Below are 15,453 nucleotides of genomic sequence, written 5' to 3'. Positions count from 1 at the left end.
CGTGACGTCCCCTAAATTCCGCTCCAGGCGTGACGGTTGTCGGGACGTTGCTTTTGGCGGAAAAACGGCGCAAAAGGGCGCATGTCCAAGCGTATGGCCGCCACGGTTTCCCTCTCTCCCCTCATCATCTCCGACACCACCCTGCGCGACGGCGCGCAGATGCCCGGCGTGCATTTTTCCATCAACGACAAGGTCGCCATCGCCCAGGCCCTGGAAGCGGCCGGGGTGGACGTCATCGAGGCCGGTTTTCCGGCCGGCGGGGCTGGCGAAATCGAGGCCGTACGGCAGGTGGCCGCCGCCACGGCACGCCCGCTCATCATGGCCCTTTGCCGGGCCGTTGACGCCGACGTCGACGCCGCCTGGCAAGCCCTAGGCGACGCGCCGGCCGAGCGGCGCGGGGTCGGCGTCTTTCTGGCCACTAGCCCCCTGCACCGCCGCCACAAGCTCGGCAAGACCAAGGCCCAGTGTCTGGCCATGATCGCCTCGTCCGTGGCCTACGCCCGTCAGCGTTTTGCCCGAGTCACCTTTGGCTGCGAGGACGGCAGCCGCACCGAACCGGCGTTTTTGCGCGAGGCCTATACCGCCGCCATGGACGCCGGGGCCACGGCCATCGGCTTTCCCGACACCGTGGGCGTGCTGACGCCCGAAACCGCGCGCCGCCGCATCGCCATGCTCGTCCGCCTGGCCCAGCCGCGCGGAGTCAAGGTGCGGGCGCATTTCCACAATGATCTTGGCCTTGCCACAGCCAACACCCTGGCCGCCATCGCCGCCGGAGCCGATATCGTCCACCTGACCGTGGGCGGCATCGGCGAACGGGCCGGCAACGCCGCCCTGGAAGAGACGGTCATGGCCCTGACGCTGCATCCCGGCCAGTACCGCCGCGCGATAAACGTGGACACGACCAGGCTCACGGCCCTGTGCCGGCTGGTGGCCCAGCGCGCCGGCTTCACCTTGCCGCCAAACAAGGCCGTGACCGGGGCCAACGTCTTTGCCACCGCCGCCGGGGTGCATCAGGACGGCCTGCTCAAGCACCCGGACACCTATCTGCCCTTTCGGCCGGAACTGGTCGGGGCCGAAGGCATCCGGCTGCCGCTGTCGCCCCTGTCCGGCAAGGCCGCCCTGGCCCTGCGCTACACGGAACTGGGCATCGCGCTTTCCGCTGACGAGCTTTCCCGGGCCAGCCGGCTGGTCAAGGACGCCGACAAGGACGCCTGGCGCGACGAGGAAGGCCTGCTGCGCCGGGCCGCCGCCGCCGCCCGGCAGGACGGGGCGGCATGATCTGGGCAAGCCTGGCCGCCGCCTTGACGCTGGCCCTGCTCCATCTTTACGTGCGCCTGCTTTCGCCTATCCTGTCCGCGCCGCGAAGCCCCTGGCTTTCGGCGGCCGGCGGCGCGGCCGTGGCCTACGTCTTTGTCCATGTGTTTCCGGATCTCTGCGCCGGCCAGGAAACCGTCGCACGGACCGGCTGGGCCTGGGTGGGGCTCCTGGACCGCCACGTCTTTCTCATCGCCCTGGCCGGCCTGCTCGTCTTCTACTCCCTGGAGCGGGCGGCGATCCTGGCCCGTGGCGGCCGCGACGGCCCACGCCTAGGGCCGTCCCAGGGCGTTTTCCGCCTGCATCTCACGTCCTTTGCTCTCTACAATTTTCTGATCGGCTATCTGCTGGTCAACCGGGTCGTGCCCGGCCCCTTGAGCCTGGTGACCTACGCCATGGCCATGGCCCTGCACATGGCCGCCAACGACTATGGCCTGCGCCGCCACTTCACCGACAGCTACCGCCATCTGGGCCGCAAGGTCCTGGCCGGCGCGGTGCTGGCCGGCTGGGGCCTGGGCGCGCTTGTCCATGTCCACGAAGCCGTGCTGGCCCTGCTCTTTGCTTTTCTGGCCGGCGGCGTGGTCATGAACACCATGAAGGACGAACTCCCCCTGGACGGTTCCGGCAACGCCCCGGCCTTTGGCCTGGGGGCCGTGGCCTACGCCGCCCTGCTGCTTGCCGTATGACGACAACCACCTCCCTCCAGGGCAAAAGCCCCTTTTTCGGCCGCCATGTCTGGACGCTCTACCGCTTCCTCGCCCCCTACCGCGCCGCTCTGGGCCTGGGACTTGGCCTCAACGTCCTGGCCCGGGCCTGCGACCTGCTCCCCCTGGCCCTGGCCGGCAAGGTCATCGACGCCGCCACCTCGGGCATAACCGACGCCCAAACCTACGCCCTCTACGGCCTGGCCGTGCTGCTGGCTTTTATTTTCCTGGCCATCTTCCAAAGCGGCTCGGACTACGCCCTGGCCGCCATCGCCCAGAAGGTGCGCCACGACCTGCGCCTGGCCCTCTACGGCCGGCTCCAGACCCTGGACCCGGCCTATTTCGAGGATAGGCAGACCGGCGACATCATGTCCGTGGTGGTCGGCGACGTGGACACCCTGGAGAGCTTTCTCACCGACGCCAGCACCTCCATCATCCGGGTCGTGGTCACCTTTGTGGGCATCTACGGCTACCTCTTCTTCCTGGAATGGCGGCTGGCCTTGCTCCTTTTCGCGCCCCTGCCCCTGGCCGTCTTCGCCGTGCGCCGGTTCGTCACCCGGGTGCAGCCGCGCTACCGGGCCGCCCGCAAGGCGGTCGGAGCCATCGCCGGGATGCTCGAAAACAACATCGCCGGCATGGGCGTCATCCAGGCCTACACCGCCGAGGACCGGCTCCATGCCGCCGTGGCCGCCCGTTCGGCCGCCTACCGCGACGAGGCCGTGGCCGCCGAGGGTGAGCGGGCCAAGTTCCTTCCGGCCCTTTACGCCGTGGCCGGCGTGTCCTTCGCGGCGGTCTTTGCCGGCGGCGGCTGGCTGGTGGCCTCGGGTTCCGGCCCGACCGTCGGCGACTACACCACCTTTACGCTGTTCGCCGCCCGGCTGGTGCTGCCGCTTTTTGTCTTCGGCATGCTCATCAACCAAATCCAGCGTTCGGAAGCCGCCGCCGCGCGCATCGCCGAGCTTTTGGCTACCGAACCCCGGGTGGCCGACCGGTCGGACGCCGTGCCCTTGACGGCGCGCCCCGAGGAGATCCGCTTCGACAACGTCCGCTTCGCCTATCCCGGCCGCGAGCCGGTCATTCACGGCGTGAGCTTTGCCGTCGGCCTTGGCCAGTCGGTGGGCGTGGTCGGCCCCACCGGGGCCGGCAAATCCACCCTGGTCAAGCTGCTGCTGCGCTACTACGAACCGACCAGCGGCCAGATCACCGTCAACGGCGCGCCCCTGTCCGGCCTGACCCTGGCCAGCTATCGCGGCCGGCTTGGCTACGTGTCCCAGGACGCGTTCCTGTTTCACGGCACGGCGGCGGAAAACATCCTGCTTGGCGATCCGGCCGCCGATCTGGCCGCCGTGCGCCGGGCCGCCGCCATGGCCGGCATCGACGAGCGCATCATGAACCTGCCCGACGGCTACGACACGGTCATCGGCGAGCGCGGCATGAAGCTTTCCGGCGGCGAACGCCAGCGCGTGTCCCTGGCCCGGGCCATCCTGCGCGATCCGGCCATCCTGCTTCTCGACGAGGCCACTTCGGCCGTGGACACCCGCACCGAGGCGCTCATCCAGCAAAACCTCCACGCCTTGCGGCAGGGCCGCCTTACCCTGGCCGTGGCCCATCGCCTGTCCACCGTGCGCCAGTGCGACCTCATTTTGGTCGTGGTCGACGGCTGCGTGGTGGAGCGCGGCGACCACGAGGCGCTTCTTGCCTCGGGCGGCGTCTACGCCGGCATGTGGGCCGTGCAAAGCGGAGCCGAGGCCACACCGTGAGCTTTGATCCGGCCACGACCACCGTTCTTGATCTGGTAGCCACCCATCCGGCTACGGAGGGCGTATTTCGGCGCTATGACGCTTCGGCTGGCTGCTGCATCCTGTGCGAGGCCCTTTTCGAAACCCTGCCTGTGCTTTGCGCCCGGTACGGCCTTGACGCCGAGGCCCTGGCGCATGATCTTTCCCAGGCCATCGACACGGAGACCCCATGAGCATCGAACTGGTCAAGACCGTCAAAGCCGCCGGCTGAGCGGCCAAGATCGCCCCAGGGGACCTGGCGGCCGTCTTGCGGGGGCTTCCCCACATATCCGATCCGCGTCTGCTCACCGGCCAGGGAGTCAACGAGGACGCTGCTATTGTGCGGCTTCCCGACGGCCGGGGGCTGGTGCAGACGGTGGATTTCTTCACGCCCATCGTCAACGACCCGTTTTTGTTCGGCCGCATCGCGGCGGTCAATGCCCTGTCCGACGTCTACGCCATGGGTGGGGTACCGCTGGCCGCCATGAACATCGTGTGTTTTCCGGCCAAGACCATGGACACGGCCATCCTGGGCGAGATCCTGCGCGGCGGGCTGGAAGCGGTGCTGGAAGCCGGAGCCGTGCCGGCCGGGGGACACAGCGTCGAGGACGACGAGATCAAGTACGGGCTGTCCGTCTCCGGGCTGGTCGAGGCCGACGCCTTTGCCTCGAACACCGGGCTTGTGCCCGGCGACGTGCTGGTGCTCACCAAACCGCTGGGGACCGGCGTCCTGGCCACGGCGCTTAAGGGCGATTTCGGCGACAAGGCGGCCCTGGAAGCGCTTCTGGGAAAGTGGGCTGGTCGCTTGAATGCCGCTGGAGGCCGGGTCATCCGGGAACTGGGCCTGCGGGCAGCCACCGACGTCACCGGCTTTGGCCTGGGCGGCCATGTGCTGGAGATGGCGACGGCCTCCAAGGTCGCGGTAGAGCTGTCGCTGGCGTCCATCCCGTTTTTGCCCGAGGCCGTGGAACTGGCCGGCTACGGCATGTTGCCAGCCGGCAGCTTCGCCAACAAACGGCATTGCTCCGGAGACGTGTCGTGGGCTTCGGGCATGGACCCCATCCGCTGCGATCTGGTGTTCGACGCCCAGACCTCCGGCGGACTTGTGCTGGCCGTGCCGGCGGAAAAAGTCACGGCGGCGCAGGCGATGTTGGAAGCGGCCGGCGATCTGGCGGCGGTCATCGGGCGAGTGGCGGAGATGGAGGACGGGAAGGCGCGGTTGCGGATCACGCCTTAGCGCAAAGGCGGATGCCTCCGGCGGCCGGGGGCCGACCGCCCCCCCGGCCCCCACATGGAGACGTCAAAATGTTTTGATTAACGGCGAATCCGCTGGTTCCGGCGTGCTTTTCCGCACGTTCTTGCCTTCCTTGAATCCCACAATCCCAAACGAACCATAGTGGGTGACCTTGCCCGCCGCCGCTTCCACATCCTTGGCCGCCGCTTCGGGCCGGGCCGTGAATGCCGCCGCGATCCCTTGCCCCCGCTTGACCACGGCAAACGCCGTGTCGCTCTCCGGCGACAAGGCCAGGGCGTCGACCATGCCCTCGACGGCCACCCGGGGCCGACCCACGACCAGCACGTCGCCCTGCCCAAGGGCGGCGACGGCTGGCCCATCCAGGGCGGATTCCCGGATCAACCGCGCGCCTTCCTGGCCCAGGCCGGCCAACAGCCGGGGCACGGCGGCCTGGAGACTCTCGGGCGCGTCGTCGGCCACCAGCACCGTCAGCGCCCGGCTGGCCTTGACCGCGTTGACCGTGGGCGGGGATTCGGCCGCGTCCAGTAGCCGGAAACAGTCGGCCCCGGGGTCCAGGACCGCCCGCAGCGGCCTGGCCGGCACGGTCAGCGACGCCGTATGCCGCCGGCTGTCCATGACGAAGGTCGTGGCCGTTTGGCCGGCCTCGGTTTCGACAGCAAGAGTCAGACGCAGCAGATACGGTTGCCCGCCCTGGCCGACAACAACCGTCACGTCATAGCCGCCGGCCGGATTGGCCTTGGCCGCGACCCGCTCCAGCCGCGGGGTCGGGCCGCCCGGGCGCGTCAGCCATTGGCGGAAAAAGCGCCGGCTGCGGGCCGCGTCGAACCCGGGCAGCCCGGCATAGACGCGGCGGATGTCTTCCCAGGAGGTGGGCTTGAAAAGACGCGCGGCATAGAGCTGGCGCAATCCCTGCCAAAAGGCGGCCTCGCCGACGAAGCCACGCAGCATGTGAAAGACGTACATCGCCTTGCCGTAACCAACCGCCTGACTGGCCGGCGAAAAACGCCCGCCAAAGCGGTCCAGCGGCATGTCCTGGCCCTGGCCGGCCAAGGCGGCAAAGGCGCGCAAGGTTTTCAGGCGATACTCCCGGGCCGCCTGGGGCGACTCCTCCTCCTTGGCCAGGTAATCGGCCACATAGGTGGTCAGCCCCTCGCACCAGTTGCCCCCGGCGTCGTCCACCAGCACGCCGTTGCCCCACCACGAATGGGCGATCTCGTGGCGCAGGCTGGTGGCCGGAATGAAGGGCAAGGCAATGACCTGGGAGCCGAGCAACGTGTAGGACGGCAGGCCGTAGCCCGTGGGCAGCGGATTCTCCGCCACCGCGAACTTCGTAAAGGCGTAGGGTCCGTGCAGATCGGTGTAAAAGCGCAAATACTTGGCCGAAGCGGCCAGATAGGTCGCAGCCAATCGGTTCGACTGGGCCAGCAGAAAGGTCTGGACCAGGGCCGGCGCGTCCCTGGCCTCGGAAAGCGTGTAGGGAGCCAGGCAAAGGCCCAGACGGCCCACGGGCTTGGCAATGTCCCAGGTGGAGACGGTTTGCCCATCCTGATCGTCAATTCGTCCAAGCGTTCCCTGGGTGACGGCTTTGATGCCGCTTGGGGCGCTCAAGCGCAGATGGTAGGCGTTGGCCCTACCCGCAAGCAGCGGATGCCAGAGGCTTGCCGGCATGAGCATGGCCCAGTCAGCGCCGCTGACCGCGTCCGAGGCCAGCGCGCCGGGATTGTCCATGGAGACCGGCAGTTCCTCCGGCGGCGCGTCCAGCGGCAGGACATAGTCCAGCCGGATCGACGACGTGCCCGGCGGCGTATGGAAGCGGACAGTGTCCTTGGCACGCTGGAAGGCAATGGCGACGTTGCCGGCGGCAAGACGCAAGTCCCTGGCCGTGGGCGCAAGGGTGACGACGTGCCCGCCCTGCCCGCCTGGAAGGATCAATGTCGCCGTGACGGCCAGGGTCCTGGCGGCGGGATCAAAACGCGCGTCAATCGTGTGGCTGGGCGCGGCCAGACACGGGGCGCTCGTGTTCGCCAGCAGCAACGTCGCCCACAGCAGCACAACCACCCAGTACCGGACCCGGGCTTTCATCCTGCCTTGTTTCATGACCAAGCTCCCGTACCGTGACGACGGCTTTTTACAGTGACAGGACTTCTGCCGTTGCCGTGCGTAGCGCGGCAAGCTGCCGCCCGGCCAACGCCGCGTCATAGCCCGGCGAAAGCGCGTTCATAAATCCATGGGCCGAGTCCGGCACGACCTCGGTCCGCACCGTCTCCGAGGCGATGGCCGCCGCCACGGCCTGCGGATCAAAAGCCGCTTCGTGTTCGGCGAAAATGGCCTCCACCCGGCAACGCGGGCGCAAATCCAGATAATGGCGGATGCGCGAGCCGTAGAACAGCACGAGCCGGCAGTCTGGATGACAATGCTGCCCGGCGGCGAAAAGCCAGGCCGCCGTGGCCCCGACGCTAAATCCCACCAGCATAACCGGCTCCCCGGCCGACGCCATGGCAATCCGCTCGGCATAGGCCTCAAGCCCGGGCCCGGCAACGAACGCGGCGTGGGAGTCCTGTTCCGTGGCAAAGGGACTGCCCTCGCCTTCCCAAGGAGAAAGGAACTCGGCCTCGCCGCCGAGATCGGCCGCCAAGGCGCGAAGCGCCGGGGTGATGCCGTAAATGTCGGCCGCGACCAGCAGCCGCCTCGCTCGCCCATTCTCCCCGGTCACGGCAGACACCGCGCGGCGTCGAGCTTCCAGACCCCTGCCTCCCGGACCATGACAAAGCTCGCCGAAGGGGCGGCCGAGCCCGGCCAGGAATAGGTGATGTCCGACCGGTCGGCAGTCGCGGCCGTGGTGCGGTAGCTATAGGGCGCGTCGGATTCGTCCTGGGCGCAGGTGAGCGGATTGTAATCCAGGCCGCAGAGTTCACCAGGAATATAGCGCCCTTTGCAGTTGTCGCGAACGGCTTTGCGTTCCAGCTCGGACAGATCATGGCGTAGCCGGACGGTGGTCAGCTCGCGCGCCAAGGCGGCCTCGCCCTTGCCGCCGCCAGGTCGGCCAAGCAGCGCGGCCACCAGCCCGACGCGCTTCTCCGAAAGCCGCAGCAGCTTGTCCAGGGCTTTTTCCGCCTCGGTCGCGGCCGGATGGGGCCGGCCGGCCGCCGGCTTGTCCGCGTCGTAACTGGCCGAAATAGCGGAAACGGGCGGCCCGGCAAAGGCAACAGCCCCGCCGAGCGCTGTAAACAGCATCGCCAACACCATCGTTCCAAACCATTTGCCCATGCCCTGCTCCTTTCGGGTGCGTCGCCCGACTCTGCCCCGGCCAAGGCGCAAGCGCCAGCCGAAATTCACCCCGGCAAAAGCCTCAGGACCGTCCCACTCCGCCCAGCCAAACAGCCGCAGTCGCCATGCTGCAAACGCCAAAAGCCCACCGCGAAACCTCGCGGCGGGCCTTGGAAAAACACCAGTAAACCGGAAGACTAGGCCGATTTGGCCTTGTTGACGGCAGTGGACAGCCGCGAGATGTTGCGGGCGGCGGTCTTCCAGTGAATGATCTTTTTGGTGGCGGCCTTGTCGAGCACCTTGGTGGCGGTCAGCAGGGCGGTTTCGGCGGCAGCGGCGTCCCCGCCGATCAGGGCGGCGCGCACGGCCTTGATGACGTTACGCACGCGGGTCTTGACCGCCCGGTTGCGAGCCCGGGCCAAAAGGTTTTGACGATGCCGTTTGATGGCGGATTTATGGTTGGCCAAGGATCGTTCCTCCGTGAAGTGTTCGCTGAAGCAGGATTAGCTAGCCCAATGCGCCAACCCTGTCAAGCAATTTATGCGAATATTACACTTGTAGGGCGGCGAAATCCGCCACCCGGCCCAGACGGTCAACCAGCGACTTGAGCAGATTGAGGCGGTTAAGCCGCATATCCATGTCGTCGCACATGACCATGACGTTGTCGAAGAAGGCGTCCACCGACGGCCGCAGCTCGTAAAGCAGCTCCAGCACCGCCCCGTAGTCGCCGGCATCGAAGAGCGCATCGAAGCGCGGGAACACGTCCTGGCACACCGCCGCCAGATCCTTCTCGGCCTGCTCTTCCAGGAGCGCCGCCTTGACCGCGCCGGTCAGCGGCACGCCGGCTCCCACGCCCTGCTTGCGAATGATGTTGGCGGCCCGCTTGAAGGTCAGCACGGCCTGGTCAAAGTCCGGCTTGGCGGCGAATCCGGCCAGGGCGGACAGACGGGCCGACAGCGCGGCGATGTCGGTGTAGGACGCGCCCAGGGCCGCTTCCACCACCAAGGTGTCGTAGCCCTGGCCGGTGAAGTAGGCCTTGAGGCGCTGGCCGAAGAAGTCGAGGAGCTTGGCCAGGACGTGGGTGCGGTCCACCTTGAACTTCACCTCGCCGTAGCCGTCGATGGCTCCCTGGAGCAGTTCCATGAGGTCCAGGCGCAAGCCGTGCTCGATGACGACGCGGCAGATGCCCAGGGCCGCCCGGCGCAGGGCGTAGGGGTCGGCCGCGCCGGTCGGGGCCATGTCCAGGCCGAAGCAGCCGGCCAGAGTGTCGGCCTTGTCGGCGATGGACAGGATGGCGCCGGCCAGGGTCGCCGGCACGGGGCTGTCCGGTCCGGCCGGCAGATACTGCTCGGCCACGGCCCGGGAGGCCGTCTTGGACTGGCCCTTGCGACGGCTGTAAATGCCGCCCATGATCCCTTGGAGTTCGGCGAACTCGCCCACCATATCCGAAACGAGATCAACTTTGGCCAGTCCGCCGGCCTGGGAGGCTTCCAGCATGATCTCGGGCTTGCCGGCCTGTTCGGCGATAAGCCCGCACAGCCGTTCCAACCGCTTGCCCTTGTCGCGCATGGAGCCAAGGCCGGCCAGGAAGACCACGTTTTCCAGCTTTTTCTGCCAGGTTTCCAGGCTGGCCGAAAGATCGGCCTCCCAGAAAAACCGGGCGTCTTCCAGGCGGGCGGTCAGCACCCGCTGCCAGCCCCGGCGCACGAGTTCCACATTGCCCGGCACAAGGCCCAGGGTCGTCAGGAAAACGGGCAGAAGCCCGCCCTTGCCGTCTTCCACGGCAAAGCTCTTTTGATGGCTCTCCATGCTGGTGATGAGCACTTCGCGGGGCACGTCGAGGAATTTGGGGTCGAAACGGCCAAGCAGCACCACCGGATGTTCGGTGAGGCCCGTGACCTCAGCCAAAAGGGCCGGATTGATGACGGCCGTGCCGCCGGCTTCCTTGGCCAGGGCTTCGGCCTGGGAGCGCACGATGCCTTCGCGTTCCCGGGCGTCGAGAACGACCTTGCCCTTGTCGCGGATGATGTCGAAATAGGCGGCCGCCGTGGGCACCTCGAAGGGGCCGGGGCCCATGATGCGCTGGCCGTAGGTAGCGCGGCCGGAGGTGATGTCGTCGAACTGGAACGGCACCACAGCGTCGTCGAGAAGAGCCAAAAACCAGTGCACCGGCCGGCCAAAGGCGAACTCGCGGCTGCCCCAGCGCATGCGCTTGGGGAAGGAGAGCTTTTTGACCGCCTCCAGGCACAGGGCCGGCAGGAGTTCAATGGCGGCCTCGCCGCCGGTGGTCTTGCGCAGGGCCAGATAGCGGCCCTTGGGCGTGTCCATGACGAAGACGGCGGACACGTCCAGGCCCTGGCCCTTGGCAAAGCCCTCGGCGGCCTTGGTGGGCGCGCCGGCGGCGTCGAAGCCCACTTTCTCGGGCGGGCCGCTGACGACTTCCTCTTCCCGGCGGGCGGCGGCGGCCAGGTCGGGCACGCTGACGACCAGACGGCGGGGCGTGGCAAAGGCGGCGATGGTCCCGCAGTCGACCTTGGCCTGGGTCAGCCCTTCGGCAAAGAGCTTTTTCACCTCGTCGACGAGCCCGGGCAGGAACCGGGCCGGCATCTCCTCGAATCCGATCTCGAACAGAAAATGGGACATGGCGTGGTTCCTTTAGCCTTTGTTGAGCAGGGGATAGTCGAGTTCCTTGCGCTGGGCAGCGTAGAGCCGGGCCAGCGCCGAGGCCAGGGCCCGCACCCGGCCGATGTAGCCGGTGCGCTCGGTGATGGAGATGGCTCCCCGGGCTTCGAGCATGTTGAAGGCGTGGGAACACTTGAGGCAGTAGTCATAGGCCGGCCAGGGCAGGCCCAGTTCGCACAGCCGTTTGCACTCCTTCTCGCAGGCATTGAAATGGGCCAGGAGCATGGCGGCGTCGGATTCCTCGAAATTGTAGCGCGAATGTTCGTATTCGCCGCGCTGGTGCACTTGGCCGTAGGTGACCTGGTCGTTCCAATCCAGGTCGTAGACCGAGTCCTTTTGCTGCAGGTACATGGTGATGCGCTCAAGGCCATAGGTGATCTCCACCGAAACCGGCGACAGGTCGATGCCGCCCACCTGCTGGAAGTAGGTGAACTGGGTGGCTTCCATGCCGTCGAGCCAGACTTCCCAGCCCAGGCCCCAGGCCCCAAGGGTGGGGGATTCCCAGTCGTCCTCAACGAAACGCACGTCGTGGTCCGAGGCGGAAAGCCCCAGGGCGGCCAGGCTTTGCAAATAGAGATCCTGGATGTTGTCCGGCGAGGGCTTGAGGATCACCTGGAACTGGTAATAGTGCTGCAGGCGGTTGGGATTTTCGCCGTAGCGGCCGTCGGTGGGGCGGCGCGAGGGCTGCACGTAGGCGACGTTCCAGGGTTCGGGACCGATGACCCGGAAAAACGTATGCGGATTGAAGGTGCCGGCCCCGACCTCGCTGTCGTAGGGCTGGACCACCAGGCAACCGGACTTGGCCCAGAAGTTTTGCAGCGTCAAAATGACATCCTGAAAGTACATGCTCGCTCCGATTTCAAGGTTTCGCCGCCGGCCGGGCAGCGGCGGCGACGGGGCGGGCCGGCGCACGCGCCGCGCCCCGCGAAAAGCCTCCCGGCCAAATAAAATCCGTTCACCGGCCGCTTGGGCCGGTCCAGCAGGACCGAGGCAAAACGACAGTCCGACCGGGCCTACGAAATACGCCGCGCGCCCCCCAAATCAGGCTCGCACGAATCCACCCTGCTCCCAGGCCAGCCCCATGTGGTAGCGCACCAGGAGATCCACGGCCCGGGAAAACTCCCGGCCGGCGGCCGGATGGGGCCGGCAGGCGGCCCACTGCTCCGGCCCCTGCTCCACGGCCGAAGCCAGAAGCGCCAGCGCCTCACCGCCAAGGCGGGCATGCACGCCACCCGAGGCGGCCGCGCGGCAGTCGGGGCAGGCCACCCGCCCCTCCTCCACATGGCACACCGCTCCGTCATGGCCCAGGGGCTGGCCGCAGACGGCGCACTGGCCGCAGGCCGGCAACATGCCGTGCAAAAACGTCATCCGCGCCCGAAAAAGGAGCGGAAAAAGCGGCGACGGCTCGTCGGCCGCGTCCAGGGTCGAGAGCATCGCGCGCATCAGGCCGTACGCCTGGGCGAAGCTTCCCGGAGCGACCGGGGCGGCCTCGAAAAATTTCAAGCAGTTAACAGCCATGCCCAGGCGTTGGGGATGGCTTCGCAACTGCCTTGGGGCATCAAGCAGCTTGCCCTCGGCCAGACAATGGTAGCCGCGATAGCCCGAGCGACGCACCTTGAACTGGACGTGGTTGAGCGGATCAAGGCAACCCAGGAAACGGCGGCGGCTTTTGAGCCCCCCGAAGGCAAAGGCCGTATAGACCCCCCGCGTCGGCGAGAGCAAGCGCACCCAGGCGTCGATCTCCCGGAACCGTTTGACGGCCAGTATGAGGGCCTGATCGCTATACTCCATGCCGTCCCGGTCCGACCGTCACGGCGCGGTCAAGGCGCTGCAAACGCCGACAAGCGTCCACAGCGCCCTGACAAGCGCCCGTAAGCCTGTGTTCTCGGACGAACCCAGACCGCTTTCCATTGCCTGCCGCCAAGGTCGGACGCGCCTGACCATTGGCTCCCTTACTGCGGGAACCGGATGGTCTTGATGGCCCCCTTCTCGGTGGTCACCGGCGTTTCCTGGCCGTTGTAGCGAAACACCACGCTGCTCGGGTTGCCGAGCTTGATTTCAATCTTCTCGCCAAAGGGCACGGTGATGCGCTGGCCCTTTTTCACGTAGATTTCCTTGGACGGCCCCTTGTCCGGGCTGACGATGACCCAGCTGCCGTCCTGGCCGTAGATCTCGACTTCCTTGGCTCCGGAGGCGTTCTCGGCGGCCGGGCCGGGCGTGGGGGCGACGGCCGGGGAAGCGACGGGCAGCGACGCAGCCGGCTGGGCCGTCGGCGCCGCAGCCGTTTGGGGCACGGCCGAAGGCTGTCCCTGACCATTGGCCGAGGTCGGCTGGTCGGTTTTCTTGGCCACAAACTTGAGCGTCTTGACCGACCCCTTGCCGGCCTGGAGGGGATAGAGCTTGTTGTCGAAATGGATTTCCACCGCACCGGCGTTGCCCAGTCGCACGAGCATGTTGTCGGCGAATCGGCCGGTGAAGGTGTCGCCCTTTTCGAGCATGGTTTCGTGCATGGCCCCGCCGTCGGCTCCGGCCTGGAGCCAGCAGCGCTCGTTGGCGGCGATGGTCACGACATGGGGTCCGGTTTCGCCCACGGTAAAGTTCTTGGCTGTTGGCGCGACCGGGGCGGCCGGGGCTGCGGGCGTGGCCTCCGGGGCGGCGGGCACGGCCGGAGCCGAACCGGCCGGACCGCTGACGGCAATGTCCTGGGTGGCCTTGTCGTCGGCTGTGGGCGCGCCTGTTTTGGCGGTTTCCGACTGGGGCTTGAGCGTCTCGGCGGGAGCCGGCGTCACGGCCGGCGGCACGGTGGGCGTCACGACCGGCGGCACGGTCGGCGCGGGCTGAACCGGCGTGGGAGCCGCCACAGGCGGCGTTGGCTCGGGGGCGGGCGCAGCAAGAGGCTTGCTCGGAGCAACGGTGGCCGTTTCCGACGGCTTGACCTCGTCGCCGGATGCGCCGGAGCCGGAAAACACATGCGAAAAAAGATACCATCCCAGGGCCAGGACGACGAGAACGGCCCCGGCTCCGGCGAGCCAGAGCGTTACCGGCGGGCGGGGAGCGGACGAAGACACGCTACAGCCGCAATCATCGTCGGGAAGGTCGGTAACAAGCGAGATGTCGCGAAACGCCGTCGGCTCTTCGACCTGATACACGGTCGAGAGACGGGAGGCGAACTCCGCATGGTCCACCCCGAGCAATCGCGCGTAATTCTTTATGAATCCCTTGGCATACACCGGATGGGGCAACAGGCTGTCGTTACCCTCCTCAATGGCCGCCAGACAGGATCGTGATATCTTGGTCTTGTCCGACACCGTGTCGAGGGAGAGTCCCTGCCGCTCCCGCTCCTCGCGTAGCATCGTCCCTATCTCACGCAAATCCATACAAAAAACTCCTCTGAGTCCGTAACGCCGGGAGCGGGAGGACGCCCGGCGGACCATCGCAAGCCCTAAAGCTTGACTTCAACGACGGCTTTGGACCGCAGATTGTCGATGTATTCCTGGAAGAGTTTGTCGAATTTCTGCTTATAGAGCAGTTCCTGAATCTGTTCCTTGGCCGCCTCATAGGACGGATTCGACCCGGCCGCTGCCGCCGGGGCAGCTGGCTTTTCCGCCGGAGCCGAGGCCGTCCGCTGGACGAGCAGCACGGCTTTGCCGTCGAGAAGGACCGGTTCGCTGACCTGTCCGGGAGGCACGGCGGTCAGCGCGCTACGCAGAGGCGGAGCCAGATCCTTGATCTGCACGTCGCCCAGATCGCCGCCCTGGTCGCGGCCAGGCCCGATGGAAAATTTCTTGGCCGCATCAGCGAAGGACATGGAACCGGAATTGATCCTGTCGCGCAATTCCTCGGCCTGCTTCTTGTTGGGCACCATGATAAACCCGAGCCCTCCGGAAACCTTGGGGCCGAGCACGGACTTGGCGGCGGACAAGCTGCCCTTGTTCTTCTCGTAGTAGTCGCGGATCTCGTCGTCAGTGACGAGCACCTTGCGATGCACCATGAAACCGAGCAGACGCTTCTTGATGCTGTCCAGGCGCATCTTGTCGCGGAACTGCTTGAGCGTCAGGCCTTCCTTGGCCAGTTCCGTGACGAACTGCTGCTGGGAAAGGTTGTTCTTTTTCTTGATCTCTTCGATTTGCGAATCGATTTCCGTATCGGAAACCGTCACCTTGAGCTTGTTGGCCTCGCTTTCGATGAGCATATCGGTGATCATGCTTTCCAGCACTTGCCGCCGCAGATCGTCGAGGCGGGGATCATCGGGCTTAAGCGCCACGCCCTGGGTCTGCTTGACCATGTCCGCCACGCGGGTATTGACGTCAAACAGGGTGATGAGTTTGCCGTTGACGACAGCCACAACTCGATCCACCAGTTCGGCGGCTCCGGCCGGGGTAGCCAGACTCGCCAGAAGCGCCAACACACCAAAAAATTTCGCGATTTGCGGCAAAGTATCCTCCATGAATGG

The 15,453-nt window shown here is 66.7% G+C and carries 14 protein-coding genes; 5 read left to right on the top strand and 9 right to left on the bottom strand.

The annotated features are described in order from the left end of the window. Positions 1–81: 81 nt before the first annotated feature. The 5 genes from DMR_RS09915 to selD are packed head-to-tail and all read left to right on the top strand — an operon-like array spanning position 82 to position 5,033. A complete protein-coding gene (locus tag DMR_RS09915) occupies positions 82–1,278 on the top strand; it encodes a LeuA family protein (RefSeq protein ID WP_043600436.1) in 1,197 nt (398 codons plus the stop codon). Continuing rightward, positions 1,275–2,000, top strand: a complete 726-nt coding sequence (locus tag DMR_RS09910) for a hypothetical protein (RefSeq protein WP_015860769.1) — start codon at positions 1,275–1,277, stop codon at positions 1,998–2,000. Before DMR_RS09915 ends, DMR_RS09910 begins: the two co-directional genes overlap by 4 nt. Next, positions 1,997–3,778: an ABC transporter ATP-binding protein gene (locus DMR_RS09905; RefSeq protein ID WP_015860768.1), complete on the top strand. Its 1,782-nt coding sequence runs from the start codon at positions 1,997–1,999 to the stop codon at positions 3,776–3,778. The genes DMR_RS09910 and DMR_RS09905 overlap by 4 nt, the downstream gene beginning before the upstream one ends. Beyond that, positions 3,775–3,990 carry a hypothetical protein gene (locus DMR_RS09900; RefSeq protein ID WP_043600433.1) on the top strand — a complete coding sequence of 72 codons (216 nt, stop codon included), beginning with the start codon at positions 3,775–3,777 and terminating at the stop codon, positions 3,988–3,990. The genes DMR_RS09905 and DMR_RS09900 overlap by 4 nt, the downstream gene beginning before the upstream one ends. After that, positions 3,987–5,033: a selenide, water dikinase SelD gene (gene selD / locus DMR_RS09895; RefSeq protein ID WP_081429602.1), complete on the top strand. Its 1,047-nt coding sequence runs from the start codon at positions 3,987–3,989 to the stop codon at positions 5,031–5,033. Before DMR_RS09900 ends, selD begins: the two co-directional genes overlap by 4 nt. Before the next feature lie 63 nt (positions 5,034–5,096). Here the strand turns inward: selD and DMR_RS09890 are convergent, their stop codons facing one another. From DMR_RS09890 to DMR_RS09850, 9 genes are all read right to left on the bottom strand, one after another. Beyond that, entirely contained in the window at positions 5,097–7,148 is a 2,052-nt protein-coding gene (locus DMR_RS09890) for a M1 family metallopeptidase (protein ID WP_015860766.1), read from the bottom strand. 31 nt (positions 7,149–7,179) lie between these two features. Further along, a complete protein-coding gene (locus tag DMR_RS09885; RefSeq protein ID WP_148208402.1) occupies positions 7,180–7,764 on the bottom strand; it encodes a dienelactone hydrolase family protein in 585 nt (194 codons plus the stop codon). Continuing rightward, positions 7,761–8,318, bottom strand: coding sequence for a hypothetical protein (locus DMR_RS09880; RefSeq protein ID WP_015860764.1), 558 nt, complete (start codon positions 8,316–8,318; stop codon positions 7,761–7,763). The genes DMR_RS09885 and DMR_RS09880 overlap by 4 nt, the downstream gene beginning before the upstream one ends. 197 nt (positions 8,319–8,515) lie before the next feature. Then, a complete protein-coding gene (gene rpsT, locus DMR_RS09875; protein WP_015860763.1) occupies positions 8,516–8,785 on the bottom strand; it encodes a 30S ribosomal protein S20 in 270 nt (89 codons plus the stop codon). An 82-nt stretch (positions 8,786–8,867) separates the two neighbouring features. Next, positions 8,868–10,961 (bottom strand): glycine--tRNA ligase subunit beta, encoded by a 2,094-nt coding sequence (glyS, locus tag DMR_RS09870; protein WP_015860762.1) that lies wholly within the window; start codon positions 10,959–10,961, stop codon positions 8,868–8,870. A 12-nt stretch (positions 10,962–10,973) separates the two neighbouring features. Continuing rightward, positions 10,974–11,846: a glycine--tRNA ligase subunit alpha gene (locus DMR_RS09865; RefSeq protein WP_015860761.1), complete on the bottom strand. Its 873-nt coding sequence runs from the start codon at positions 11,844–11,846 to the stop codon at positions 10,974–10,976. Between the two features lie 195 nt (positions 11,847–12,041). Further along, positions 12,042–12,791, bottom strand: coding sequence for a DNA repair protein RecO (locus tag DMR_RS09860; RefSeq protein WP_015860760.1), 750 nt, complete (start codon positions 12,789–12,791; stop codon positions 12,042–12,044). 161 nt (positions 12,792–12,952) lie between these two features. Then, on the bottom strand, positions 12,953–14,377 hold the full coding sequence (locus DMR_RS09855; RefSeq protein ID WP_043600432.1) for a RodZ domain-containing protein: 1,425 nt from the start codon (positions 14,375–14,377) through the stop codon (positions 12,953–12,955). A gap of 65 nt (positions 14,378–14,442) precedes the next feature. Next, a complete protein-coding gene (locus DMR_RS09850; protein ID WP_043600431.1) occupies positions 14,443–15,435 on the bottom strand; it encodes a SurA N-terminal domain-containing protein in 993 nt (330 codons plus the stop codon). Positions 15,436–15,453: the final 18 nt, after the last annotated feature.

It is taken from the genome of Solidesulfovibrio magneticus RS-1 (assembly GCF_000010665.1).
GTDB classification, from domain to species: domain Bacteria; phylum Desulfobacterota; class Desulfovibrionia; order Desulfovibrionales; family Desulfovibrionaceae; genus Solidesulfovibrio; species Solidesulfovibrio magneticus.
This window is presented reverse-complemented; position numbering and strand designations above follow the sequence as displayed.

Excerpts from the sequence above, each read along its gene's own strand:
- glyS (WP_015860762.1), bottom strand. The coding sequence starts at position 10,961 with ATGTCCCATTTTCTGTTCGAGATCGGATTCGAGGAGATGCCGGCCCGG.
- DMR_RS09890 (WP_015860766.1), bottom strand. The coding sequence starts at position 7,148 with ATGAAACAAGGCAGGATGAAAGCCCGGGTCCGGTACTGGGTGGTTGTG.
- DMR_RS09905 (WP_015860768.1), top strand. The coding sequence starts at position 1,997 with ATGACGACAACCACCTCCCTCCAGGGCAAAAGCCCCTTTTTCGGCCGC.
- DMR_RS09915 (WP_043600436.1), top strand. The coding sequence starts at position 82 with ATGTCCAAGCGTATGGCCGCCACGGTTTCCCTCTCTCCCCTCATCATC.
- DMR_RS09860 (WP_015860760.1), bottom strand. The coding sequence starts at position 12,791 with ATGGAGTATAGCGATCAGGCCCTCATACTGGCCGTCAAACGGTTCCGG.
- DMR_RS09865 (WP_015860761.1), bottom strand. The coding sequence starts at position 11,846 with ATGTACTTTCAGGATGTCATTTTGACGCTGCAAAACTTCTGGGCCAAG.
- DMR_RS09880 (WP_015860764.1), bottom strand. The coding sequence starts at position 8,318 with ATGGGCAAATGGTTTGGAACGATGGTGTTGGCGATGCTGTTTACAGCG.
- DMR_RS09855 (WP_043600432.1), bottom strand. The coding sequence starts at position 14,377 with ATGGATTTGCGTGAGATAGGGACGATGCTACGCGAGGAGCGGGAGCGG.
- DMR_RS09910 (WP_015860769.1), top strand. The coding sequence starts at position 1,275 with ATGATCTGGGCAAGCCTGGCCGCCGCCTTGACGCTGGCCCTGCTCCAT.